This window comes from Arthrobacter cryoconiti, assembly GCF_020905375.1.
Classification (GTDB): domain Bacteria; phylum Actinomycetota; class Actinomycetes; order Actinomycetales; family Micrococcaceae; genus Specibacter; species Specibacter cryoconiti.
In genome coordinates this window covers 544,983-567,737 of the sequence record NZ_JAJJBU010000003.1, presented here as the reverse complement: position 1 = coordinate 567,737, position 22,755 = coordinate 544,983, and the positions used below count along the sequence as shown (strand labels likewise).

22 protein-coding genes are annotated in these 22,755 nt (G+C 58.8%); 3 read left to right on the top strand and 19 right to left on the bottom strand.

What is annotated here, in order from left to right; genetic code table 11:
- Positions 1-42 precede the first annotated feature (42 nt).
- Entirely contained in the window at positions 43-2,934 is a 2,892-nt protein-coding gene (locus tag LOH53_RS02665; RefSeq protein WP_230066151.1) for an FtsK/SpoIIIE family DNA translocase, read from the bottom strand.
- A gap of 18 nt (positions 2,935-2,952) precedes the next feature.
- On the opposite strand from LOH53_RS02665, the gene LOH53_RS02660 reads away from it, so the two are divergent.
- Positions 2,953-3,144, top strand: a complete 192-nt coding sequence (locus LOH53_RS02660) for a hypothetical protein (RefSeq protein ID WP_230066150.1) — start codon at positions 2,953-2,955, stop codon at positions 3,142-3,144.
- Between the two features lie 41 nt (positions 3,145-3,185).
- Here the strand turns inward: LOH53_RS02660 and LOH53_RS02655 are convergent, their stop codons facing one another.
- Together LOH53_RS02655 and dapA are read right to left on the bottom strand one after the other, a co-directional pair.
- Complete coding sequence (locus LOH53_RS02655) at positions 3,186-4,877, bottom strand: ribonuclease J (protein WP_230066149.1); 1,692 nt, start codon at positions 4,875-4,877, stop codon at positions 3,186-3,188.
- A gap of 2 nt (positions 4,878-4,879) precedes the next feature.
- Positions 4,880-5,785, bottom strand: coding sequence for a 4-hydroxy-tetrahydrodipicolinate synthase (gene dapA / locus LOH53_RS02650; protein ID WP_230066148.1), 906 nt, complete (start codon positions 5,783-5,785; stop codon positions 4,880-4,882).
- 80 nt (positions 5,786-5,865) lie between these two features.
- Here dapA and LOH53_RS02645 point away from each other — a divergent pair, with 80 nt between their 5' ends.
- Complete coding sequence (locus tag LOH53_RS02645; RefSeq protein WP_230066147.1) at positions 5,866-6,696, top strand: SGNH/GDSL hydrolase family protein; 831 nt, start codon at positions 5,866-5,868, stop codon at positions 6,694-6,696.
- Between the two features lie 85 nt (positions 6,697-6,781).
- Here the strand turns inward: LOH53_RS02645 and LOH53_RS02640 are convergent, their stop codons facing one another.
- The 8 genes from LOH53_RS02640 to LOH53_RS02605 all read right to left on the bottom strand — a co-directional run bounded on the left by LOH53_RS02640 (position 6,782) and on the right by LOH53_RS02605 (position 13,578).
- Positions 6,782-7,579 (bottom strand): alpha/beta fold hydrolase, encoded by a 798-nt coding sequence (locus LOH53_RS02640; protein ID WP_230066146.1) that lies wholly within the window; start codon positions 7,577-7,579, stop codon positions 6,782-6,784.
- A gap of 79 nt (positions 7,580-7,658) precedes the next feature.
- The gene (locus LOH53_RS02635) at positions 7,659-8,054 is read right to left on the bottom strand and encodes a hypothetical protein (RefSeq protein WP_230066239.1); all 396 of its coding nucleotides are present in this window, start codon (positions 8,052-8,054) and stop codon (positions 7,659-7,661) included.
- A gap of 73 nt (positions 8,055-8,127) precedes the next feature.
- Positions 8,128-8,886, bottom strand: a complete 759-nt coding sequence (gene dapB, locus LOH53_RS02630; RefSeq protein WP_230066145.1) for a 4-hydroxy-tetrahydrodipicolinate reductase — start codon at positions 8,884-8,886, stop codon at positions 8,128-8,130.
- 80 nt (positions 8,887-8,966) lie between these two features.
- Positions 8,967-9,428, bottom strand: a complete 462-nt coding sequence (locus tag LOH53_RS02625; RefSeq protein ID WP_230066144.1) for a molybdenum cofactor biosynthesis protein MoaE — start codon at positions 9,426-9,428, stop codon at positions 8,967-8,969.
- On the bottom strand, positions 9,418-9,918 hold the full coding sequence (locus tag LOH53_RS02620) for a MogA/MoaB family molybdenum cofactor biosynthesis protein (protein WP_230066143.1): 501 nt from the start codon (positions 9,916-9,918) through the stop codon (positions 9,418-9,420). Before LOH53_RS02620 ends, LOH53_RS02625 begins: the two co-directional genes overlap by 11 nt.
- Positions 9,915-10,445: a cyclic pyranopterin monophosphate synthase MoaC gene (gene moaC, locus LOH53_RS02615; RefSeq protein WP_230066142.1), complete on the bottom strand. Its 531-nt coding sequence runs from the start codon at positions 10,443-10,445 to the stop codon at positions 9,915-9,917. Before moaC ends, LOH53_RS02620 begins: the two co-directional genes overlap by 4 nt.
- Entirely contained in the window at positions 10,433-11,719 is a 1,287-nt protein-coding gene (locus tag LOH53_RS02610; RefSeq protein ID WP_230066141.1) for a molybdopterin molybdotransferase MoeA, read from the bottom strand. The genes moaC and LOH53_RS02610 overlap by 13 nt, the downstream gene beginning before the upstream one ends.
- A 233-nt stretch (positions 11,720-11,952) precedes the next feature.
- On the bottom strand, positions 11,953-13,578 hold the full coding sequence (locus LOH53_RS02605; RefSeq protein WP_230066140.1) for a molybdopterin-dependent oxidoreductase: 1,626 nt from the start codon (positions 13,576-13,578) through the stop codon (positions 11,953-11,955).
- Positions 13,579-13,878: 300 nt separating this feature from the next.
- Between LOH53_RS02605 and LOH53_RS02600 the strand changes: the two genes are divergently transcribed.
- Positions 13,879-14,157 (top strand): MoaD/ThiS family protein, encoded by a 279-nt coding sequence (locus LOH53_RS02600; protein ID WP_230066139.1) that lies wholly within the window; start codon positions 13,879-13,881, stop codon positions 14,155-14,157.
- Positions 14,158-14,212: 55 nt separating this feature from the next.
- Here the strand turns inward: LOH53_RS02600 and LOH53_RS02595 are convergent, their stop codons facing one another.
- The 8 genes from LOH53_RS02595 to truB form a co-directional block, all read right to left on the bottom strand.
- The gene (locus LOH53_RS02595) at positions 14,213-15,571 is read right to left on the bottom strand and encodes a M16 family metallopeptidase (protein ID WP_230066138.1); all 1,359 of its coding nucleotides are present in this window, start codon (positions 15,569-15,571) and stop codon (positions 14,213-14,215) included.
- Between the two features lie 3 nt (positions 15,572-15,574).
- Complete coding sequence (locus LOH53_RS02590; protein ID WP_230066137.1) at positions 15,575-17,815, bottom strand: polyribonucleotide nucleotidyltransferase; 2,241 nt, start codon at positions 17,813-17,815, stop codon at positions 15,575-15,577.
- A gap of 344 nt (positions 17,816-18,159) precedes the next feature.
- Positions 18,160-18,429, bottom strand: a complete 270-nt coding sequence (gene rpsO, locus LOH53_RS02585) for a 30S ribosomal protein S15 (protein WP_110501986.1) — start codon at positions 18,427-18,429, stop codon at positions 18,160-18,162.
- 172 nt (positions 18,430-18,601) lie between these two features.
- Positions 18,602-19,603 (bottom strand): bifunctional riboflavin kinase/FAD synthetase, encoded by a 1,002-nt coding sequence (locus LOH53_RS02580; protein ID WP_230066136.1) that lies wholly within the window; start codon positions 19,601-19,603, stop codon positions 18,602-18,604.
- A 53-nt stretch (positions 19,604-19,656) separates the two neighbouring features.
- The gene (locus LOH53_RS02575; protein WP_230066135.1) at positions 19,657-20,865 is read right to left on the bottom strand and encodes a GNAT family N-acetyltransferase; all 1,209 of its coding nucleotides are present in this window, start codon (positions 20,863-20,865) and stop codon (positions 19,657-19,659) included.
- Positions 20,866-20,906: 41 nt separating this feature from the next.
- Complete coding sequence (locus LOH53_RS02570; protein WP_230066134.1) at positions 20,907-21,341, bottom strand: hypothetical protein; 435 nt, start codon at positions 21,339-21,341, stop codon at positions 20,907-20,909.
- Positions 21,338-21,742 (bottom strand): hypothetical protein, encoded by a 405-nt coding sequence (locus LOH53_RS02565; RefSeq protein ID WP_268250852.1) that lies wholly within the window; start codon positions 21,740-21,742, stop codon positions 21,338-21,340. Before LOH53_RS02565 ends, LOH53_RS02570 begins: the two co-directional genes overlap by 4 nt.
- On the bottom strand, positions 21,742-22,704 hold the full coding sequence (gene truB, locus LOH53_RS02560; RefSeq protein ID WP_230066133.1) for a tRNA pseudouridine(55) synthase TruB: 963 nt from the start codon (positions 22,702-22,704) through the stop codon (positions 21,742-21,744). Before truB ends, LOH53_RS02565 begins: the two co-directional genes overlap by 1 nt.
- Positions 22,705-22,755: the final 51 nt, after the last annotated feature.

Here is a 22,755-nt window from a genome sequence, read left to right as displayed (position 1 = left end):
AGTTCAAGGCTATCCTCATTTGGCTCCAGCGGTAAGCGGGCCCTACCGACCGGTGAGCGACCAAGCATCTTCGCCGTCGTCGCCCCCATCGCCGTAGTCCACAGCCTCGGTCCGATTAGCCAGGTCCTCAGCAACTAGGTCAGTGCCCCAAGTGTGGTTGGCATTAGCGTTATCGGCCAGCGCCGCGCTCAGATGATCCGAGGCCGGATCCCGCTGGGTTCGATCGCTCGTGGCGTCGTCGATATTCCCCGTGACCGAGTGCCCCGAGGCGGGTTCATCCCCCCTGATGGCGGCAAGTGTCACTGCGAGATCATCAGGCTTGACCAGAACGTCCCGGGCCTTGGAACCTTCCGAGGGCCCCACGACTCCCCGAGACTCCAGCAGGTCCATCAACCGCCCCGCCTTGGCAAAGCCGACCCGAAGCTTGCGCTGAAGCATTGACGTCGAGCCAAACTGGGTCGTGACTATCAACTCAGTTGCCTGAAGCAAGAGTTCCAAGTCATCACCGATGTCGTCTTCGATCACCTTCTTCGGGGCTTCCACGGCAACGTCTGTCCGGTAGCTGACTTTGAGCTCACCCTTGACATGGTCCACGACACGTTTAATCTCGGCCTCAGTGACCCAGGCTCCCTGAACGCGGATGGGCTTGGACTTACCCATCGGCAAGAACAGTGCATCACCTTGACCCAAGAGCTTTTCGGCACCGGGCTGGTCCAAGACCACGCGAGAATCTGTCACGGACGAAGTTGCGAAGGCCATTCGAGAAGGCACATTGGCCTTGATCAAACCCGTCACAACATCCACGGACGGCCGCTGGGTAGCCAGGACAAGGTGAATGCCGGCCGCACGGGCCAACTGCGTGATCCGCACGATCGAGTCTTCAACGTCGCGGGGAGCCACCATCATCAGGTCTGCGAGCTCATCAACGATCACCAACAGGTATGGGTACGGACGGATAACTCGCTTAGAGTCCACGGGGGGCTGGACTTTGCCGGCCTTGACTGCCTTGTTGAATTCGTCAATGTGCTTGAAACCGTAATTCGCCAGATCATCGTAACGCTGGTCCATTTCGCGAACTACCCACTGCAAGGCTTCTGCGGCCTTCTTCGGGTTAGTGATGATGGGCGTGATCAGATGCGGGACACCTTCATAGGCCGTCAGCTCAACGCGCTTGGGGTCAACCATGACCATACGCACCTCATCTGGGGTGGCACGCATCAAGATCGAGACAATCATAGAGTTAACAAAAGAGGATTTACCCGCGCCCGTGGCCCCGGCGACCAGCAGGTGAGGCATCTTGGCCAAATTGGCGACGACGAATCCGCCTTCCACGTCCTTGCCCACACCCATCACCATGGGGTGGTCAGTGCGGCGGGCGTTAGCGGATCGTAGAACGTCTCCCAACACCACTATTTCCTTATCCGCGTTGGGAATCTCGATTCCGATGGCGCTCTTGCCGGGAATGGGACTGAGGATTCGCACATCGGAGGACGCCACGGCGTAGGAGATGTTCTTGCTCAGAGCCGTCACGCGTTCGACCTTGGTCCCGGGCGAGAGTTCAATCTCGTACCGGGTCACCGTGGGGCCTCGACTGAATCCGGTAACGGCTGCATCCACGTTGAACTGCTGAAGGGTATCCGTCAAGGCTGCGACGACGGCGTCGTTGGCTTCTGTGGCCTCTCGTGCTGGTGGGCCAGAAGGTAAGAAATCAGAGGACGGCAGGGTGTAAGTGACGTCACCTGAGAGTTGGAGTTGCTCCGAACGCGCCGGAATGGGCATTGGTGCGGCCGCCGGAGGGGCAGGGATAGCGCGGGTGACCCCGCCTAGAGCGTTGGCTGAAACGATTCCAATGGACTCCGTCACGGCTTCGCGTTCGTGGGAGCCGGATGAGCGGTTGGTGTGGGCGTCTGCCGTAGTGGGAAGCCCTTGACGAGCCTTAATCGCATCCGCTGCCAGTTCGTCACGCGTGGGGCGGCGAACACCCGGCGGTAAGGAGGGTGCGGCTGGCTCGGCACTCACCGTTGTAATATCCTGCCCAGCGACCAGGGCCGTCTCAAACGCGCCGTCGCCGTCGTAGTCGGGGGCCTCGTTATCCTCCTCCGACTTCTTACGGGCAAGTCGGCCACGCGGCTTTTTGATCTTTGCTGGGGGTTCATCACGGTCGAACAGGTAGCTTTGGTCGTGACCATGCCCGGTGAGTTCCCCCTGCGGCGCGGTACCCATGAGCTGACCGTAGAGTCCGCGCAGGCGAGCAGGAATATGCAGGATCGGCGTTGCCGTCACTATCAAGACACTCACGAGGGCCAAGACTGAATAGATCGCCACAGCCAATATGGGGCTCGCTAGGGCCACCACCCCACCAGCAATGGCCCCTACCATTCCACCAGCAGCGCTGACACCGGTGAATCCATCACTCGCGTTGGGCAGTCCACCTGCTACATGCGCCAATGAGCACACGGAAAGAACCAATACTGAAAATCCAATAGCCACCCGATTGTTACTGCGCATATTGGCTGGCTGGCGAAACACGAGGACAGAGAAAATGAGCAGTAAAGGCGGCAGGAGAGTCGCAACCCAACCAAAGGTCCCCTCAAAGACGCCGTGGACGGCGTCAGCAATTGGACCGCTCAGCCCCCACCATTCAAAGGTCGCAATGACTGCCGCCAGAACAATGAAGAGCAGCCCGCTTCCGTCGCGTCGATCCGAGGAGGCCAGCGTGCTGACATCTGTGCCCATACGCCGAATTCCACCGCCCAGCAGATGGCCTAGCCCTTGCCATAGGCCGACCACCAAGCGCAACGGCCACACGAGCCGCTTTTCAGCTTCGGGAAGTTTATTGCGTGCGCTCGGCATGCTTGCGGTCTTCGCAGGGCGCGTCGAAACGCCGCCTGACTTGCCGGCGGACGCGCGAGCGGGAGAAGAACGAGTCGCCATAGAGTCAAAGATACCCTCTTGAGCGCCACTTTCCGCGGATTTACACGCCTCGCGAAGGGGTGGCGCCGCGCCCGGTCAGCCACCCGCGAAGCCTCGAACCCTGCTCACGGCAACGCCGGGTACATTGGCCCAGCGACGCCAACGTACCCGACACCGTCGTCGAACTTGGACGTGTCCTGGCTCAAGACGCGTGAAAAAAGTGCCCGGTGAAATCAGTCGACCTTCAAGCACGACCTCACGGACCCGCCTTTTTATGCTTCCAGGACCACGGGAATGATCATTGGGCGCCGGCGCAATTTACGGTTGACCCACGTACCAATGACCCTGCGGACCACTTGTTGGAGCTGGTGGACGGTGTGGTCGGTACTGGCGATGACGGCCTCTTCCAATGCTTGGGCGATCTTCGGCTTGATCTCGTCAAAGACTGAATCGTCCTCGGCTACGCCACGAGCATGAATATCGGGACCAGAAACGATTTTCCCGGTGGAGCGATTCACCACTGTGATGATGGAGATGAAACCTTCGTCTCCTAGCGTGCGGCGATCTTTGAGGTCCGCGTCGGTAATCTCCCCCACGCTCTTGCCGTCAACGTACACAAAACCGCACTCGACTTGGCCTACGATTTTCGCCTCACCGTGGGCCAAATCGATCACGGAACCATCGTTGGTCAAGAGGACGTTTGTAGCTGGCACGCCGGATGACTGGGCAATCTTTCCGTTCGCGATCAAGTGCCGGGTTTCCCCGTGCACCGGCATGACATTTTTCGGTTTGAGGATGTTGTAGCAGTACAGAAGTTCCCCAGCCGCTGCATGGCCGGAAACGTGCACCTTCGCAGTACCTTTGTGGATAACGTCTGCGCCAAGCTTGAGCAGGCCATTGATGATCCGGTATACAGCATTTTCGTTGCCCGGAATCAATGACGACGCCAATATGACGGTGTCGCCAACGCCCACCTTGATCTTGTGGTCCCCATTGGCCATGCGAGAGAGCGCTGCCATGGGTTCACCTTGAGAGCCGGTAGACATCAGGACCACGTCTTTATCCGGCAGATCGGACACGTTTTTCAAGTCCACCACGACATCTGCGGGCACATGAAGGTAGCCAAGTTTCTCCGCGATGCTCATGTTGCGCACCATCGAACGGCCAACGAAAGCCACCTTTCGTCCATGGACGACGGCGGCATTAAGTACCTGCTGTACCCGATGGACATGGGAGGAAAAACTGGCCACAATGATGCGTTTGTCCGCTTTGCCAAATAGCGCTTCTAGGGTGGGCCCGATCTCCGCCTCACTGGTGGTGAATCCGGGCACATCGGCGTTGGTAGAGTCCACCAAGAACAGATCCACACCTTCCACGCCCAAGCGAGCAAAGTGGCGCAGATCCGTGATGCGCCCGTCAAGGGGCAGTTGGTCCATCTTGAAGTCACCCGTGTGCAGCACGGTTCCACCCGCAGTGCGGATAAACACGGCCAGCGCGTCAGGGATGGAATGGTTTACTGCCACAAACTCGCACTGGAACGGGCCAAACTGCTCTACGTCTCCTTCTTTGACAGTGAGCGAGTAAGGCCTAATCCGATGCTCTTCAAGCTTGGCCTCAACTAACGCCAGGGTGAAATGCGAACCGATCAGCGGAATGTCTTCGCGCAGGCGCAGCAGATACGGTACCGCACCAATGTGGTCTTCATGGCCGTGCGTGAGAACTACGCCCACTACGTCATCGAGGCGGTCCTTGATATAGGAAAAGTCAGGCAGGATCACGTCGACGCCTGGTTGGTCCTCTTCCGGGAAGAGGACTCCACAGTCCACAATGAGTAATTTGCCGCCCATTTCAAAGACCGTCATATTGCGCCCGATCTCGCCAATGCCGCCCAACGGCACGATCCGTAGCGTTTCTTCCGCGAGTGGTGGTGGTGTGCTCAAGCCAGGCTCGGTCATTTGGGTCATGTTTACAATTCCATTCCAGCTTCCGCAAGGTCAGCCTTGATCATCGCGATCTCGGCCTCGTCCGGCTCCACAAGTGGAAGCCGGACAACCGAGTTGGACAGGATCCCCTGCCACTTAAGAATTTGTTTCACCGCGACGGCGCCCTGAACATGTCCCATGGCGGCACGAATCAGAGGGTCCAGCTCGAAGTGGATACGGCGAGCCGTAACGAAGTCCCCCGCGGCTGCTGCGTCAATGAGCGCACGGAAACGCCGTGGTGCGATATGGGCGCTGACGCTGACGAGCCCGACGGCTCCTGCCGCCATCAGCGGCAAGGTCAGTCCGTCGTCGCCCGAGTAAACATCAAGATCGGTGCTGGCCATCACACGCGAGGTTGCCGTGAAATCAGCTTTGGCATCCTTGAGAGCAACGATCCGCGGGTGATCAGCCAATTTGATCATCGTTTCCGTGGTGATCGCCATGCCTGTTCGCCCGGGAATGTCATAGATCATCACGGGTAGTGGCGTGGAATCGGCGATAGCCTCGAAGTGGGCCCTGATGCCACTTTGACTGGGTTTGTTGTAGTACGGTGTCACAATCAACAAGCCATGGACACCAAGATCTGCTGCACGCAAGGACAAACTAATGGAGTGCCGGGTGTCATTGGTACCGGTGCCAGCGATCACGCGGGCCCGCCCGCCCACGGCGTCAAGAACCGCCGCGAACATTTTGAGGTTTTCCTCGTCTGTCAAGGTCGGGGTCTCCCCCGTCGTTCCGGTGACCAGGATGCCATCGCAACCGTCGTCAACTAACTTATTGGCCAGAGCAGCCGCCTGCTTGTAGTCCACTTCACCATTTACGGTAAAGGGTGTGACCATGGCAGGGACCAGGGTTCCAAAGGGGCGCAGAGTTCCATCAGTGGCAGACATAGCTAAAACATTACTTGTTCGGCATCAGTTTCGTTCAACGCGTCCGTCACCGCGTTCTCCCGGCGGCTTATACTTCCAGCATGGATGCCATCTCCCTCCGAAGGACAGCGCTAGCTGGCGCGGTCGTTGCCGCGAGCGTCGTTGCGACGGTGGGTGGACTGGCAGTGCTCTTTGGCACGGAAGGCCGCCGGGCATATCACGCAGTGGGGCATCGGCTCGGCGACAGAGGCCCGGACGCAGACAAGATCTATCGGCCAGCTTGGGGCAAACCGTTGCTGCTGGTGGTAGCCGGAGATTCTGTGGCCGCCAGCCTGGGTGCGACGAGACCAGCGGCAACCTTAGGGGCGAATCTGGCAGTTGCCCTCTCTGACCACGCACACCGCGCCGTAGAACTAAGAACCGTTGCTGTTGTGGGTGCCAAAACCAGTGACGTCAATGGCCAGTTGGACTCTCTCAACGGCGCCGTGCCATTTATCACTCTTGTCATTGTGGGCGGTAATGACTTGACGAATCGCGTCTCGCTGGCAACTTCCATCAAGGAACTCACCGCTGTTATGTTAAGGCTGCGGGAGATGGGAAGTGCAGTCGTCGTAGGTACCTGTCCAGACTTCGACACCTTGCCCTCGCTACCGAAACCGCTGCGTGAAGTGGGGGGTCAGCTCTCCAGAAGATTGGCCACAGCCCAGTTCAAGGCTGCCACAGCTGCCGGTGCACGGCCCGTGCTCTTGGGCCGGGCCGTGCGATCAATATTCCTCTCCGAACCACATGACATGTTCGCCATTGATGGTTTTCACCCATCCACCTTGGGCTACCGGCGCGCTTCTGCCGTCATCATCCCGGCCGTGCTCTCCGCCTATAACCACAGCAACGAGGGCCGCGCAGCTAGGCAGGATGGCGCACCCTCAAACTGACCCGCGATTATTGCATTGGAAATCGCTTTCCAATGGGTTAAAAGAGCATCTATTGCGGGCTAGTTGCCGGACGTTGCGTTCCGGGCTAGTTGCCGGACGTTGCGAGGAAGGGTAACCACTCTTCCAACACCGGTTGAGCCGGAATCAATGTGGTGCCATGGTCGCGGCCCGGCAATTCTACGAGACGGGCATTGGGCATGAGTTCGCTCGCGCGTCGGGAATCCTGCAGCCTTGCAAGATCCCGCGTTCCTGCGAACAGCAGTGCAGGCATGCCAAGAGTTGCGACGTCGGATTCGGCAATGGCAGCTTCGGCCTCAGTTTGACGAAAATAAGCTTGCAACGCAGCACCGTCGTTTGCCAAGAACGCCGCCCGCGTTTGAGCATCAAGGTCATGACCCATCCGCGCTTCCCAGCCCGCCACAAAGCCGGTCATACCGCCGGCGCCCAGAGCGGCGTCGTACTCAGGGAAAAATAGATCCCCAACACTGCCGGGCTGGATGCGGAACGTGCCGCCAAAAGTAGTCAGGGAGAGCAGCCGTTCGGGGGCGCTGACAGCAAGCGAATATCCCACCCGTGATCCCACGGAGTACCCACCGAAATGGGCGCGCTCGGCCCCGGCAGCATCCAAAACTGCCAACGCATCGGCCACCAAAAAGTCCATGGCGTAGGCACTTTGAGCATGCGGTTTGCCACTGCGCCCGTGGCCGCGCAGGTCCATTGAGATGACCTGATAGCGATCACGCAGCGCCTTGGTATAGCCGAAGCCGCGCCAAATGGCCCTGCTCAGGGCGCTGCCATGGATGAGCAGGATCGGGTCCCCTTCCCCCACACTATCGAAGGAAAGTTCGACGCCGTCTACCGGGTTGCGCGTACTGCTCACCATGGTTTCATCCTATTTTTGGCGTTATAGCTTCGATACCGCAGGTCCGCCGGCCCTGCATCGCTGAAAAATTCGAGTTCGCTCAGAGACCGGCCCGGAACATGTTGACCGCGTCACGCATCGCCTTGCGGGCTCGCTTGCGGTCTCCGGATGCGTCGTACGCGCAGGAGAGACGGAACCAGGACCGCCAGTCTCCTGGCGCTTCCTCAGCCTGCTGCTTGTATTTTTCAAATTCGGCGTCAGCGGCGGCCCGGATGATCCTTCCGGCAGGGGTTCGTGGCAGCTCATCCACCGGCAACCCACCCTCCGATTCAAGGATGGTGGCCAACTTTTCGGTACGGGCGCCAAAAAGGATCTCGTTGACCAGTACCCACGCCACAACGAGAGGTATCAGGAAATACGCCGCGCCCATGACTTTGGCTTGCCATTCGGGTGAGACGAACATGAGCGTAAAGGAACGCTGAAGCATGACGACCATGTAAAAAACCAGCAGCAAGGCGATCAAGGCGACCCAGACTTTGGTTCTACTGATACGGATCTTTTCCACAGTCTTAGCCTTCCAAGTCAAGGTAACCATCAAGTCCCAATGTCAATCCGGGACGTGTTCCAACCGTGCGCACTCCCAGCAGCACTCCTGGCATGAAAGAGCCAAGGTTGAAAGAATCATGACGGATTTTCAGTCCCTCCCCCGCGTTGCCAAACAGCACTTCTTGGTGCGCTACCAATCCGGCTAGCCGAACGCTGTGGACAGGTATGCCCTCGACGCTGGCACCACGGGCGCCGTCGAGTTCGGTCTCTGTTGCATCCGGGGCTGCGGGTACACCCGCAGCCCTCCTGGCCGCAGCTATGAGTTCGGCCGTGCGCAACGCAGTACCGGAGGGAGCATCCACTTTGGCCGGGTGGTGGAGTTCAATGATTTCAACGGAGTCAAAGTACTTCGCAGCTTTGGTAGCGAAGTGGGTGGCGAGCACTGAACCGAGGGCGAAGTTCGGCGCGATGAGGACACCGCTTTCGGGATGGTCCGCCAACAAGGCCTGGAGTGATTCCAAACGCACCGCATCCCAACCGGAGGTACCAACGACAACGTCCATGCCATGCTCAACGGCAAAGCGAACGTTAGCTTCCGTGGCGGAAGGGACAGTGAGATCTACAACGACTTCTGCACCACAGTCACGAAGCATCTCCAGCGAATCGGCGCGCCCTAAAGCCGCTACCAATTCCATGCCTGCTGCCTCACCCACGGCGTCAACAGCCGCCGCGCCCATACGTCCGTTGGCGCCGAGAACGGCGACCTTTAGCATTTCACTCATACGTTTAAGCCTACTGGTTTTCACGGCCACCATTATCCGCACTACGGCTTCACGTCAGCCTGGCCTCACTGGAGGGCAGTTTAAGGCAGCATTCCCGCCCCGACCCATTCAACGCTTCCGTCGGTGTAGAACTGCTCTTTCCAGATAGGTACTTCAGCTTTGACCCGTTCCACCAACTCCGAGCAGATTTCAAAGGCCTCGGCCCTGTGTGAGGAAGCAACCGCGCACACCAACGCAGGTTCACCGATTTCCAACGGTCCCACACGGTGTGCCACCCAGATACGCACGGGATGCCCGTCCGGATCGGCAGCCCCTTTAGCACCGGCAAGTTCGGTGACAATCCGGTTCAGAACTTCTTGGGCAAGCGGATGCGCACTGTAGGAGAGCCGCTGAACCCGCTTGCCCCCGTCATGGTTGCGAACTACCCCGCTGAAGCTGACAACTGCTCCGGCCCGCTGGGACTCAACGGCCGCAATCGCGGTGTCGACGGAGATGGGATCTGCGCTCAACAGCGCGGCAACTACATCCAGATTAGTGCCCATGCCCGCCCCTCACCTGTTCACAAATATGCTTGATGATGGGTTCCAAAACGGCCAAGCCGTCCATGACACCCTTGGGTGAACCCGGCAGATTCACGATGAGAGTGTCCCCCGCGAGACCAGCATGTCCCCGGCTTAGGGCCGCCATCGGCGTTTTGCTCAGTCCCGCGGCCCGGATCGCTTCCATGATGCCCGGAACTTCGCGTTCTAGCAAGGGAAGTGTCATTTCAGGGGTCTGGTCAGTAGGACTCAACCCCGTGCCCCCGCTGGTCAGCACAACGGACGGTTGATTGACCAATAATGCGCGCAGTGCCTGGCCAACGGCAGGACCATCCGCAACGACCACAGGCTCGGCTACATCAAAGCCCCGTTCACGCAGCCAATCGACGATCACCGGTCCGGTCTTATCCTCGTAGACGCCCGCTGCTGCGCGTGTGGAAGCAATCAGCACTCCTGCAGCACCTGGCGAAACCTCAGAATTTGAATCGTTCACTTGGATGCCTCACCGTCTTCTGCGCCCGCACTGCTTGCCATGCTCCAGTCCCCTCTTTTCCCGCCACTTTTAGCAAGCACCGAGATATCCGAAATAACTGCGTGCTTGTCCACCGCCTTGAGCATGTCGTACACGCTAAGTGCCGCCACGGACACTGCGGTAAGTGCTTCCATTTCAACACCCGTCACCCCTCGGGTCTTGACAGTGGCAAAAATACCAACAGTGGTGGTGCCCAGCTCAAAATCCACAGTCACCTTAGAGATTGGCAGCGGGTGGCACAGCGGAATGAGCTCGGGTGTCTTTTTCGCCGCCATGATGCCCGCCACGCGCGCCACTGCCAACGCATCGCCCTTTGGTAGTTCGCCTGCGCCCAGCAACACCATGACCTCCGCCGTGGTGTGAACCACCCCGCTCGCGGTGGCCTCCCGAGTAGTCACGGCCTTTTCAGAGACGTCCACCATCTGGGCGGTACCGTCTTGGCGCAAGTGGGTTAATTTAGATGGTTGAGTGCCGGTCATAACAGCCATACTTCCACTTTTGCTCCGGACTCAAGTTCCGTAACCCCGGCCGGGATGTGGATTAGTGCGTTTGCCTGGGCTAACGACGCCAGCAAATGTGAGGAGGGTCCGCCTACTTCCCGCACGGATGCCGCCGATTCAAATTCCGGGCCTTCGTAGATTCCACGGCGAACCTGGTACTTTCCAGCTGGTGAGTCTAACGCATGTTCCAGGGTCGCCAGCACCCGACGCCTCGGCTCGGGAGCTCCAAGGATTTCGCTCAATGCGGGGCGTAAAAACAGCTCAAAGGAGACCACCCCGCTGACAGGATTTCCGGGGAAACCGATGAAGGGCACACCCAGGAACGTGCCCAACGCCTGCGGGCCACCGGGTTGCAGCGCCACCGAAACAAACTCAACGCTCGCATCATCGAGCGCTTGCTTAACCACCTCAAATGCGCCGGCACTGATACCACCCGTGGAGACAATCAAATCGATCCCTCCGCGGGCACTGGGCCCCACATAGCTCTCAAGCATCTCCAACAATGCCTGGGGCTGGTCCGCAACTACTGGAGCCAAAACGACCTCTACCCCAGCCTGTTGGAAACTGGTCCGCAGCAAAGCCATATTGGCATCAAAAATTTTCCCCGCTGGCAGTCCATCCGAGGCCCGGGGATCACCCGGGAGCATCACCTCATCCCCGGTGGTCACTAGCAAAACCCGTGGTTTTCGCCGAACCGTGAGCTGAACGCAACCCAACGCGGAAGCCAAGCCGATGTGCGCAGCATTTAACAGCGTCCCTGCAGCAATGGCCAGTTCACCCTGAGCCAGGTCACTGCCCATTGCGCGAACATAAGTACCTGCTCGCGTCAGCGGCAGTACCACCGACTCGCCTTCGGCTAGAAAGCGGGCAGGGTCCGCTTTCTCCACGGGCACGACGGCGTCGGCACCGTCTGGCATCATGGCCCCCGTCATGATCGGTGCAGCCATACCCGACGGCAGCCGCGAAGGCGTGACGCCGGCGGGGATGGTAGCAGTCACCGTAAAGGTGGTTGATTCTATGGAATCAACGTATTCCGGTTGTGACGTATCGGAGAGAATAGCAAAGCCGTCCATCTGCGAATTAGCGAAAGGAGGCAAGGACAAAGGCGCCACCAAGTCGCCGGCCAGCACTCGCCCAGCTGCCTCAGCTAACGGCATTCGTTCCCCGACATCTTCGGTCCGGAGGGTTCCCTCCGGACCACTCCAAGCCTTTGTCAGCACCTCAAGCACGGCACCTTGGTGTTCGGCAACTGTCCTTCGCATTAACATTTCCTCCCGGAGTAACTCATTGGGCACGTTCGCTGCACCCCATCCTAGGTGAGGTGGCAGTGGTATCTGGGCGCACACCACCAAGGTTTCCCCACGAGACGGTTCCGCGAACTGCGCTGCTTTGCTGACGGCGCAGCTTTGCGAGCAGCGCAGCTTGGCTGACTGCGCTGCTCCACCAACTGCGCTGCTCCACCAACTGCGCCGTTCTATCTACTGCGCCGTTCTATCTACTGCGCAGTGAAATTCACCGTGTGGTGGCCACTGGCACCGTTGGGTGCCGGCGCGGCAAGAGTAGCTGTTTGCACAGTCCCTTCTCCATCCACGGCTCGCACCTTGAGTTCGTGCCCGCCAGCGGCCAGATCCAGTGAAACCTTCCACTGCACCCAGGTGTCCTTGTTGATAGCCTCGGCGAGAGTCGCCTTGACCCAAGATCCGCCGTCAAGCGCTACCTCGACAGCGGAAATACCGCGCTCAGGAGCCCAGGCAACCCCGGCGGCTGTGAACTGTCCTGCCGAAGGTTTGGCACCAGAGCGGGGAACGTCGATGCGTGACGCGGTCTTTATTGGCCCCAAGGCGCTCCATCCCAACGGCGTCCAATAACCCTGATCCGCGGCAAAAGTCGTCACCTTCAATTCCATGAGCCATTTAGTGGCTGAGACGTAGCCATACAGGCCTGGCACGACCATCCTGGCGGGATAGCCATGGACCAAGGAAAGCGGCTCCCCGTCCATACCGACGGCAATCATGGAGTTGCGATCATCCGTCATGGCTTCAAGGGGTGTGCCCGCCGTGAACCCGTCCGTACTTCGCGAAAGCACCATGTCCGCACCCGGCAACACACCAGCTTCGGCCAACAATTCGCGCACGGGCCAGCCTAGCCAGCGTGCGTTGCCAACCAGTCCGCCTCCTACTTCATTGGAGACACAGCCAATAGTTATGTGCTCCTCCACCATGGGTTTTGCCAAGAGTTGGGCATAGTTGAGGGTGATTTCCCGCTCCACCATGCCTGTTACCTTGACCGTCCACGTGTCCGAGTTCACAGCGGGAACGACGAGGGCGGTATCGATTCGGTAAAATGTCTCCGGATCCGTCACCAAAGAGGTAATCCCGGGAATATCCAATTGAGCACCTGCTGGTATTGGCGCAGCCGGCTTTTTCGGCATCGGCAACCGCACCATAGCTCGCAGTTCCGTCACCACGACGCTTGCGCGTCTAAAAATAGTCGAGGCACCTCCAGCAACTACTGCCAGCGCGGCGCCGGTACCCATGGTCACCAAGAATTTACGCCGGGACGCCTCGCGAGCACTCGTTTCGCGTATTGCTGCCGGAGTGCGGGTCGGAGTTTTTTGCTTCCCGGACACACCCTTGGAGTCGGCTGCCATCTTTGCAGCCCTGAGTTCGGACGCCTGGTGGAGAGCTAAATCATCATCCAGAAAACGGCCGCGCACCCAGGACAAAAGCCCCATAGCGACACCAGCGGCAACGATTGGAGCGGCATACGCCAGAATTGAGGCTTGCGCGTTTACAGCGACGGCGGCAAGTCCCACCACACCAAACGCACCAATAAGTACCATTCCCATACCTCGGCGTGCCTTCTCCAAGACACCGGCCGAAAATGCCAACAGTCCCATCACAAGGACCATGGTCAGCAGTAAAACTGTTTTATCGGCCGTCCCGAAAAGATGAATGGCCCATTCTTTGACCTGACCCGGTAACAGACCAATCACTGCCTGACCTACGGCGCTTACAGGCGATGCGGCCGGGCTGGTGAACGCGGCCAGCAATTCGCCTAGCGCCACCCCCACTGCGACGCAGACTAACCCAGCAAGACCCCAGTACCGTCGTGCTTGCATAACTTCCTTTCCAATTCACGGCCCCAGAACAGTCTAACGTGCAGATTTCATTAAAGATTTCATATTGGATCTTTTGACCGAGAACTAGTCTCCGGCATGGTCCGTGGAGCAGGCGTCAAGGCCAGGGCCGGCGGGGCCCGATTCACCTTCGATGGCTTCGCCGACGTCGATGAAGTAGCGTTGAGTCGTACACACAGCGAGGCCTTCTTCGAAGGGTGCTGACGGTTCGTCCTAGCATCCAGCCTTCAGCGCACAAGCTAGGACAAGCGCAACGGCGCCTGAACATCATGGGAGATTAAGATGAAGGTTCGATTTTTTGCGGCAGCCGCTGCCGCTGCCGGCGTCGAGGAACAGCTCATTGAATTAGGGGTGGATGAATCTACCCCATTTACACTAAGAGACCTCTCGGTCCTCCTAGCTTCCTCTTTTCCAGTATCAGCTTCCAAGGGCACTCCCCCGCTGCCCGAATTGCTCACCCGGTGCAGCTTTCTGCTCAATGAGGTTGCTCAACGCGATCTAGCCACCACTCTTGGAGAAGGCGACGTCGTTGACGTTCTGCCCCCGTTCGCTGGAGGCTAAACGCTGGGCCAGGATTCTGAATCCGGGCAGAAAAATAGATCCTACAAAAACGCGTTTACAACCCGAACGTCTCTGCTTCATCAAAGGGACCGACCACGGTGATGGTGCGGGGCGCTGCAGCCAATTCACGCGCTAACTCCTGCACTTGTGTAACAGTGACTGCGCGAATCCGACCAAGGGTCTCGTCAATGTCAAGGAACTCCCCTGTTACAAGCTCCGCCCGGCCCAGCCGGGACATCCGTGAACCGGTATCTTCAAGGGCAAGCACAATTCCGCCGGACATCTGTCCCAGAGCCTTAGACAACTCCGCCTCGGTGATGCCTTCTTGTGCCAACTTTTCCAGCTCGGCACTCAACAAACCGATGACCTGAGCTACTTTTTGCGGGGAGCAGCCAGCATACATACCGAAGTACCCGGCATCAGCGTAGGAGGATGCGAAGGAGTAAGTGGAGTAAACCAAACCACGCTTTTCGCGGATCTCTTGGAATAGCCGGGAGGACATGCCACCACCCAGAACAGAGTTCAGCACGCTCATGACATAGCGACGGGGATCGGTGGCCGTCAAGGATGGACAGCCAAGGATGATGTTGGCCTGCTCCACCTTTCGATGAATAACTTTTAGTCCGGCAGTTCCGGAGATCGTGGCGGGGACGGCGCTGCGGCGCGGGGCCGGAGTGACGCCGTCGTCCAAGGACCAACCCGCAGTGCGCAAAGCCGAAAGGACGTGTGCGCAGACGTCGTCGTGGTCAAGGCCGCCAGCAGCGGTGATCACCAACGTTTCGGGGCGGTAATGCTTGCGGTAATGCTCCCACACGGACTCCCGCGGCACGGACTTGATAGCCTCTGGTGTGCCACCGATGGGGCGACCCAGGGGGTGCTCACCCAGAACCGCGGCAACAAATTTTTCGTGCGCAACGTCCGTAGGATCATCGCTGTCCATGGCGATTTCTTCTAAGATGACGTCGCGTTCTTGTTCCAGCTCCGCCGGGTCCAACACAGCGGAGGTGACCATGTCAGCGATCACGTCGATGGCCATGGGGAGGTCGGTATCTAGCACACGTGCGTAGTAGCAGGTGCTTTCCTTCGCCGTAGCTGCGTTAGATTCCCCGCCCACCTCATCAAAGGCTGACGCAATTTCCAACGCTGTCCGGCGCAGGGTTCCCTTGAACAGCAGGTGCTCAAGAAAATGAGTCGAGCCGTGTTGGCCCTCGGATTCATCCCGAGAGCCAACACCGACCCAAAACCCGATTGTCGCACTTCGCTGCCCCGGCATTGACTCTGTCAGGACTCGTACTCCTCCAGGCAAGACGGAGCGGCGCACCAAGGCGCCTCCGGCAGTACCCGAAATCAATGACGAGTCGGGATGATCAAGTCCGGCCGCAGCGGAGGTCAGCGGCAAAAGGGTAATTGCCATGGATTATTCAGCAGCACCTTCTGCTACAGAATCATCCGTTGCTACCTCTTCATCGGCTACCACCGGGGAGAGAGACAACTTTCCACGGTCATCGATCTTGGTGATTTCCACCTGGATCTTCTGGCCAACAGAAACAACATCATCAACGTTGTCAACGCGCTTTCCGCCGGAGAGCTTGCGCAATTCCGAGATGTGCAGCAGGCCATCCTTGCCAGGCGTGAGCGAAATGAACGCACCAAACGTGGTGGTCTTGACGACGGTTCCCAGGTAACGCTCGCCAATTTCAGGAATCTGAGGGTTGGCAATGGCGTTGATCGCTGAACGCGCGGCGTCGGCTGACGGACCGTTCGTTGCACCGATGTAAACCGTTCCGTCATCTTCAATGGAGATGTCAGCGCCGGTATCTTCCTGGATCTGGTTGATCATCTTGCCTTTCGGCCCAATGACCTCGCCGATCTTATCAACGGGGATCTTAACCGCTATGACGCGTGGCGCGAACTCGGAAAGCTCGTCGGGAACGTCGATTGCGGCGTTGAGGACGCTCAAGATGTGCAAGCGCGCTTCGCGGGCCTGCTTCAGCGCAGCGGCCAAAACCGAGGCCGGGATACCGTCAAGCTTCGTGTCCAGCTGGATGGCCGTAACGAACTCTGAAGTACCTGCAACCTTGAAGTCCATGTCACCGAAGGCATCTTCGGCACCAAGGATGTCTGTCAGGGCAGCGTAGCGAGTCTGACCATCGACCTGGTCGGAGACCAAGCCCATGGCGATTCCCGCCACAGCGGCCTTCAACGGAACACCAGCGTTGAGCAGCGACAACGTCGAGGCACATACTGAGCCCATGGACGTTGAGCCATTTGAACCCAAAGCCTCCGAGACCTGGCGAATTGCGTAGGGGAATTCTTCACGCGAGGGCAGCACAGGCACAAGTGCGCGCTCTGCCAAGGCACCATGGCCGATTTCACGGCGCTTGGGCGAACCCACGCGACCCGTCTCACCGGTGGAGTACGGCGGGAAGTTGTAGTTGTGCATGTAGCGCTTGCGCGTAACGGGGCTCAGCGAGTCAATCTGCTGTTCCATCTTCAACATGTTCAGTGTGGTGACACCCATGATCTGGGTTTCGCCGCGCTCGAAGATAGCGGAGCCGTGCACGCGTGGCAGAACCTCTACCTCAGCGGTGAGCTGGCGGATATCGGTGAGGCCGCGTCCATCGATGCGAACCTGCTCGGTGAGGATGCGCTGGCGCACAACATGCTTAGTGACTCCACGGAAAGCAGCGGAGAGTTCCTTCTCACGGCCAGCAAAGTCAGCGGCCAAAGCAGCAACGGTCTCGTCCTTCAAAGCATCCGAAGCGGCATCGCGCTCCTGCTTGTCAGCAATCGCGAACACGGCTGCAAGCTTCTTAGCAGCAGCCTCGCTGACGGCTGCGTAGGCATCGTCTTCGTAGTCCAAGAATACGGGGAATTCAACGGTCGGCTTGGCAGCGCGAGCAGCCAAATCCGCCTGAGCTTCACACAGTGCCTTGATGAACGGCTTGGCAGCCTCAAGGCCCTCGGCAACAACCTCTTCGGTCGGGGCCGTGTGGCCCTGTTCCTTGATGAGCTTCCAAGAGTGCTCGGTGGCTTCAGCTTCCACCATCATGATCGCAACATCGTCACCGGCAACGCGACCGGCAACCACCATGTTGAACACGGCGTTTTCCAGCTCGGAGTGCTTCGGGAACGCAACCCACTGGGCACCGTTTCCGTCGTCGACCAAGGCAACGCGGACGCCACCGATGGGGCCGGAGAACGGCAGGCCGGAGAGCTGAGTTGACATCGAGGAAGCGTTGATCGCTACAACGTCGTAGAGCACGTCGGGGTTGATCGCCAAGATGGTGACGACGATCTGGACTTCGTTGCGCAAGCCCTTCTTGAATGCGGGGCGCAGCGGGCGGTCCATGAGGCGGCAGGCCAAGATGGCGTCTGTGGAGGGACGTCCTTCACGGCGGAAGAAGCTGCCGGGGATGCGGCCAGCAGCGTACATGCGCTCTTCGACGTCAACCGTCAGCGGGAAGAAATCGAATCCTTCACGAGGGTGCTTGCCTGCCGTGGTGGCGGAGAGCATGACCGTGTCTTCGTCGATGTAGACCATCGCTGAGCCTGCCGCTTGCTGTGCAAGGCGCCCGGTCTCAAAGCGGATAACACGCTTGCCATAACGGCCGTTGTCAATAACGGCCTCTGCGTACTGAATCTCGGGACCCTCCATAAGAGAGTCACCTCCATTTCCTTGTAGGTGTGACTATGTCACTTGCGCCAAGGAATCTTTTCCGTCACCATCCCAGGTATCCCACCGAACACTGCTGTGGGTTCCTGTACAACATCCGGTCTTCGATCGAGGTCCACGGGCGCATACCCCAAAGGGCTGTTCCCGGAGACCACTACCGAGGACCGCGAATGCGCGATGCCAGGCAGATGCCTTAGAACAAGTTGTGTGACTGGCGCGTATCTGCGACAGCCACGGGCCAGTCGAACCGATTCCGGTGCGACTGAATTCCTTACTACTGTGAAGGCGGCCTTCCCCAGCCGGGGAAGACCGCCTCGTAGGCAATGCTAGCGACGCAGACCGAGGCGCTCGATGAGCGTACGGTAGCGAGCGATGTCAGTGTCCTTCAAGTAGCCAAGCAGACGACGACGACGACCGACCAGGCCCATGAGGCCGCGGCGGGTGTGATGATCGTGCTTGTGCATCTTCAGGTGCTCGGTCAAATCCAAGATGCGTCGTGAGAGCATCGCGATCTGAACCTCAGGCGAACCAGTGTCACCTTCGCTGGTTGCAAATGCCTGCATGATTTCCTGCTTTACAGCGGCTTCAAGTGCCACAAGTAACTCCTTGTTTGTGCCGTGAACGTGGTGTAACCGTGATTCGGGCAAGCCCTAGACGCGGTTGAATCCAGCCACCACGGACTGCAGCCGGACCCAGTTGACAAGTTTAGTGCACTGGGCCCCGGAATGTCGAAGCGGGCATCTTGCACTCGCACCGGCAAGATGCCGCTTATGCGGTCTCTTCTGAGCCAATCACTGAGCGAATCACTGAAGGAATCACTGAAGGATCGGCAGAAAGGATCGAACTCGTGTCAAGGACATCCTGATGCATCTGCTCAATAAGCGCTTCCGGCCCCGTGTAGGCAACCATGCCGCGAAGCCGCTGCACAAATTCAACCACCACGTGCTGACCATAAAGGTTGAAGGCTTCCACCGGCTCTTTGGGACGCCCGATCACAAAAGCCTCAACCTGGCGGCTGACGCCTTCAAAGGTTGGATTAGAGCCCACGGAGATTGCTGCGGGCCATCGGTGTTGCTGCTCGTCACTCAACCAGCCAGCATAGACTCCGTCTGCGGGGATACTTCCAGCGGCATCCGGGGAGAGATTGGCCGTAGGAAACCCCAGAGCGCGTCCGCGTGCCGCCCCGTGCACGATCTCTCCACTCATGCTGTGCCAGCGGCCCAGAACCTGAGCGGCGGTTTCTACATCGCCTTTGTCCAGCGCTTCACGGACCCAGGTGGAGGACCAGCGGCGATCATAGCCTTTGTCGTCCACCACGATTACATCGAAGCCAAGCTGGGTACCGAGACGAATCATAGCGTCCAAATCTCCGACGTTACCCCTCCCAAACCTAACGTCATGGCCTACCACCACCGCGGATGCCCCGAGGGTTGACACGAAGACATTGCGCAGAAATTCTTCTGGGCTCTGCTGGGCGAATTCGAGAGTGTAAGGAATCACTAACACTCCGTCCAGCCCCAGTTTTTCCATGGCCTCGAGCTTGTCCGCCAACCCCATGATCTGGCCCGGTGCGGAGTCAGGACGGTGGATTTGGGCAGGGTGCGGGTCAAACGTTAGCGCTACTGCCGATGCTTGGCGAGCCGCGGCAACAGCTATGACTTGCCCCAGCACCTCCTGATGCCCCAGATGCAACCCATCAAAGTTTCCCAGTGTCACCACGCAGGGCCCAAACCCCGCGGGGACCTGATCCAATGAGTTCCAAATGTGCACTGCTTTTCCTCACCATTTCCATACACTTTTACTGCGGGGCGACTTTTTCTAGATTACCGTGCTGGTGCGGCCGGTCCGCTCCACGGCACCTGTGGGGTACGAAGATCTGTGGATGCCAGCGTCAGAACCCAGTGGTCAGCGGGTGTGCCGCGGTCGTTGTATTCCCCCCGAATCTGGCCTTCAAGAGTGAAACCCAACTTCCATGCCAGTTTCCGGCTTGCCCAGTTGGGCACCATGGCTGACCAATGCAAATAGCTGAAGTTGAGTTGGTCGAAGGCGTAGGCGGCGAGCATTCGCACAGCTATCTCGGCGCTTCCCGTCCCGCGAGCGTCAGGACCGAAGTTAATGCCGACGGCGGCGCTTCCCGGATTCTTGCACTGTAGGTCCACTGTGCCCAGCAGCCGGTCCGAGGCACGCTCTGCGACGGCAAAGGTCAAGGTCGCACCGCTGCGCCACCCATCAACAACAACGGTGTTGATGAAATACTCGGCATGTTCAGCCGTGTAGTTCAGTGGGACGGTGGTCCATCGTACCGCCTGCGCGTCGGCGCAGTTGATCACCAACTTCTCAGCGTCCCCACGGTGAAGCGCCCTCAAGACAACGTTGTCTTGTTCTAGCCGAGGCACTGATAGCTCGATGGGGAGGTCCCCCATCGAAGTAGGCACCCGTGCACTGTGTTGGGCTTCCCCAAACTTATCCCGGTCTTGCGTGCGGCTCCATTGCGGGCGAGTTTGGGCAAACAGCCATCCATCGGCTATGTGACCGTCTACGTGGCCGAAACCTGGCACCTGAGCAGCCAAGACAAAGCCACAACGCTCAGCGAGCATTTTGCTAGCTGTATTGCCCACGGTGGTTCGCCAATGGAGAACCTCAAGACCCAATTGTTTGAAGGCGTAAGCGCACAAGAGCTTGATAGCACGGCTTGCACTGCCCCGACCTCGTCCTGCTGGAAGCATTTTCACGCCCACTGACGCGGTCCCGCCGTCGGCCGTCCGGTTCACGTCAGCAAGACTGATCGTACCGACGACCTGTTCCACGTCATCAAGTTCGTCGACGACAGCGAAACGTAGCGATAAGCCGGTCTTCCAACCGTCCGCAACCGGCCCCTCGATGAGTTGCGCGGCTTTCACAAGGTCCATGTTGGCGTCTGAGCCCGCCCATTTGATATTGAGGCCATCACGGTGAATGGCAGCAAAACTCGCTGCGTCCGCTGCTGTGAAGCGACGCACTGCGGTGGAGCCCTCACGAAGTACTGGCCCCATATTTCCTTGGTCGCTGTCCCCGCTATTGATAGTCTCGCGACTCACCGATTGGCCCGCTCACGGTGACGGTAAAGCCACCACAGCCCAATAATGGGCAGCAGCAAAGGAATAAACCCATAACCCCGGCCAAACATGCTCCACACGGTGGCGTGAGGGAATGCTTGCTGGTCGAAGAGGCTCAGCGAACCAACCACCAGCACTCCTACCAACTCGATACAAATGGCTACTGCGGCAGCGATCGCCCATTTCTGTCCCGGTTTTGCCAAGGAGACGGTTGCCGCGATGTAGACGACCGCTGCAAACGCAGACAATAAGTAAGCCACGGGTGCGTCCGTGAAGTGTGTGGCTATCTGATAGCCGGCGCGGGCCGTGGCGGAGATGGCAAAAATACCATAGACGGTGATGAGGAGCCGACCGGCACCTGTGGTCCGGCCGGCTGGAGAGGATGGCGCTGCGGTGGTGGAGTTGTTCTTCATGATCCGATTCCAAGCTGTAAGGGTTGCGCAGCGGTGCTGACGCCGTACCAAATCTGTGCCATCCGGGCCATCATGACCACCACCGTTACACCCACGGCGCCCATAACGTAGTTGGACCAGAACGTCCGTTCAGTCATGGCCCAGTAGAAGCCGCCCACGGGCAGGAGGGCTGCTGTGAGGATATATCCCCAAAATTCCCATGGTTCGCCGTTGATGTTTGCGCCAGCAAGTACCCGGATGAGGGACGCCACGGCGTAGACAATGATGAAAATTTCTACGACGGCCAATGAGATCAGCGTCAGATCGTTGGGTTTCTTTTTCATCACAGCCGCTACAAAGCAGATGATTGTTGACGCCATACCCACTACTATGCTCGCGATAAACCAGCCATCAATGGTCATCAGCTCTCCTCCCCTACTGTGGCAGCCGGGTCCTGATCCGCGGCGCCAGCCTGATCAGGTGGGAAAACGAGGACTGGTTTGGCGTATTTCCCAGCGTCTGCAAGCAGCGCTACGAGGGTTCCGTCGGGTGCGAAAGCAGCTGCCGGTTCCCCTGCAGTGTGCAGTCCATCCACGCTGGCGCTGATACGCCGCCCGAACGATAATTCAGCGGCTTCCTGCGCAGTGAGTTCCCGAATGGGCATGAGTGCTCTGGCAGCGTCCGCTATATCAAGGACTTCCAAGTTCTGTGCGAGTTGTTCCAGGGTCCGGGCGCGGTCCAGGGTGTAAGGGCCCACGCTGGAGCGGCGAAGCGCGGTCAGGTGCCCGCCCACACCGAGTCCCGCACCAAGGTCCCGAGCCAGTGCACGGATATACGTTCCGGAAGAGCATTCCACCGTGACGTCCACGTCAATGAACTGGACCACCTCACCTTCTTGGTCCAGGTGAGTTCCCCGTCGAATCTCCAGGACGTCAAAGCGGTGAATGGTGACAGGCCGGGCTGCCAGCTTTACTTCCTCGCCGTTTCGCACGCGAGTGTACGCACGTTCGCCCTTGACTTTGATGGCGCTGACGCTGCTAGGAACTTGGCTAATGGGCCCACGCAGCGCCGAAATTCCCGCAAGAATAGCGTCCTCAACCACCGCTGTTGTTGAGACCGTCTGGGTCATCTCACCCTCGGCGTCATCGGTAATGGTGGTGCCACCGAGTCGGATGGTGGCGTCATAAGTCTTTGCAGTACCCACAATATAGGTCAGCAGTCGGGTGGCTTTGTTGATGCCCACCACCAACACCCCGGTGGCCATAGGATCCAGGGTGCCTGCATGACCTACTTTTCGGGTCCCTGCTAGCCTTCGCATTCGGCCGACCACGTCGTGGCTGGTCCATCCCTGCGGTTTGTCAACGATTACAAGTCCAGAAAGCACGCTTTGAAGTATATCGGTATGGAGGCGCACCCCATGGGCACTTGTCCCCAT

Bases quoted from the DNA above. Each gene is read 5' to 3' on its own strand.
- LOH53_RS02635 (WP_230066239.1), bottom strand. From the start codon at position 8,054: ATGGTCGTCATGCTTCAGCGTTCCTTTACGCTCATGTTCGTCTCACCC.
- LOH53_RS02625 (WP_230066144.1), bottom strand. From the start codon at position 9,428: ATGGGCACTAATCTGGATGTAGTTGCCGCGCTGTTGAGCGCAGATCCC.
- LOH53_RS02605 (WP_230066140.1), bottom strand. From the start codon at position 13,578: ATGCAAGCACGACGGTACTGGGGTCTTGCTGGGTTAGTCTGCGTCGCA.
- LOH53_RS02655 (WP_230066149.1), bottom strand. From the start codon at position 4,877: ATGACCCAAATGACCGAGCCTGGCTTGAGCACACCACCACCACTCGCG.
- moaC (WP_230066142.1), bottom strand. From the start codon at position 10,445: ATGGCTGTTATGACCGGCACTCAACCATCTAAATTAACCCACTTGCGC.
- LOH53_RS02645 (WP_230066147.1), top strand. From the start codon at position 5,866: ATGGATGCCATCTCCCTCCGAAGGACAGCGCTAGCTGGCGCGGTCGTT.
- LOH53_RS02600 (WP_230066139.1), top strand. From the start codon at position 13,879: ATGAAGGTTCGATTTTTTGCGGCAGCCGCTGCCGCTGCCGGCGTCGAG.
- LOH53_RS02590 (WP_230066137.1), bottom strand. From the start codon at position 17,815: ATGGAGGGTCCCGAGATTCAGTACGCAGAGGCCGTTATTGACAACGGC.
- LOH53_RS02595 (WP_230066138.1), bottom strand. From the start codon at position 15,571: ATGGCAATTACCCTTTTGCCGCTGACCTCCGCTGCGGCCGGACTTGAT.
- LOH53_RS02570 (WP_230066134.1), bottom strand. From the start codon at position 21,341: ATGAAGAACAACTCCACCACCGCAGCGCCATCCTCTCCAGCCGGCCGG.
- LOH53_RS02575 (WP_230066135.1), bottom strand. From the start codon at position 20,865: ATGGGGCCAGTACTTCGTGAGGGCTCCACCGCAGTGCGTCGCTTCACA.
- LOH53_RS02640 (WP_230066146.1), bottom strand. From the start codon at position 7,579: ATGGTGAGCAGTACGCGCAACCCGGTAGACGGCGTCGAACTTTCCTTC.
- dapA (WP_230066148.1), bottom strand. From the start codon at position 5,785: ATGTCTGCCACTGATGGAACTCTGCGCCCCTTTGGAACCCTGGTCCCT.
- LOH53_RS02565 (WP_268250852.1), bottom strand. From the start codon at position 21,742: ATGACCATTGATGGCTGGTTTATCGCGAGCATAGTAGTGGGTATGGCG.
- LOH53_RS02610 (WP_230066141.1), bottom strand. From the start codon at position 11,719: ATGCGAAGGACAGTTGCCGAACACCAAGGTGCCGTGCTTGAGGTGCTG.
- dapB (WP_230066145.1), bottom strand. From the start codon at position 8,886: ATGAGTGAAATGCTAAAGGTCGCCGTTCTCGGCGCCAACGGACGTATG.
- LOH53_RS02665 (WP_230066151.1), bottom strand. From the start codon at position 2,934: ATGGCGACTCGTTCTTCTCCCGCTCGCGCGTCCGCCGGCAAGTCAGGC.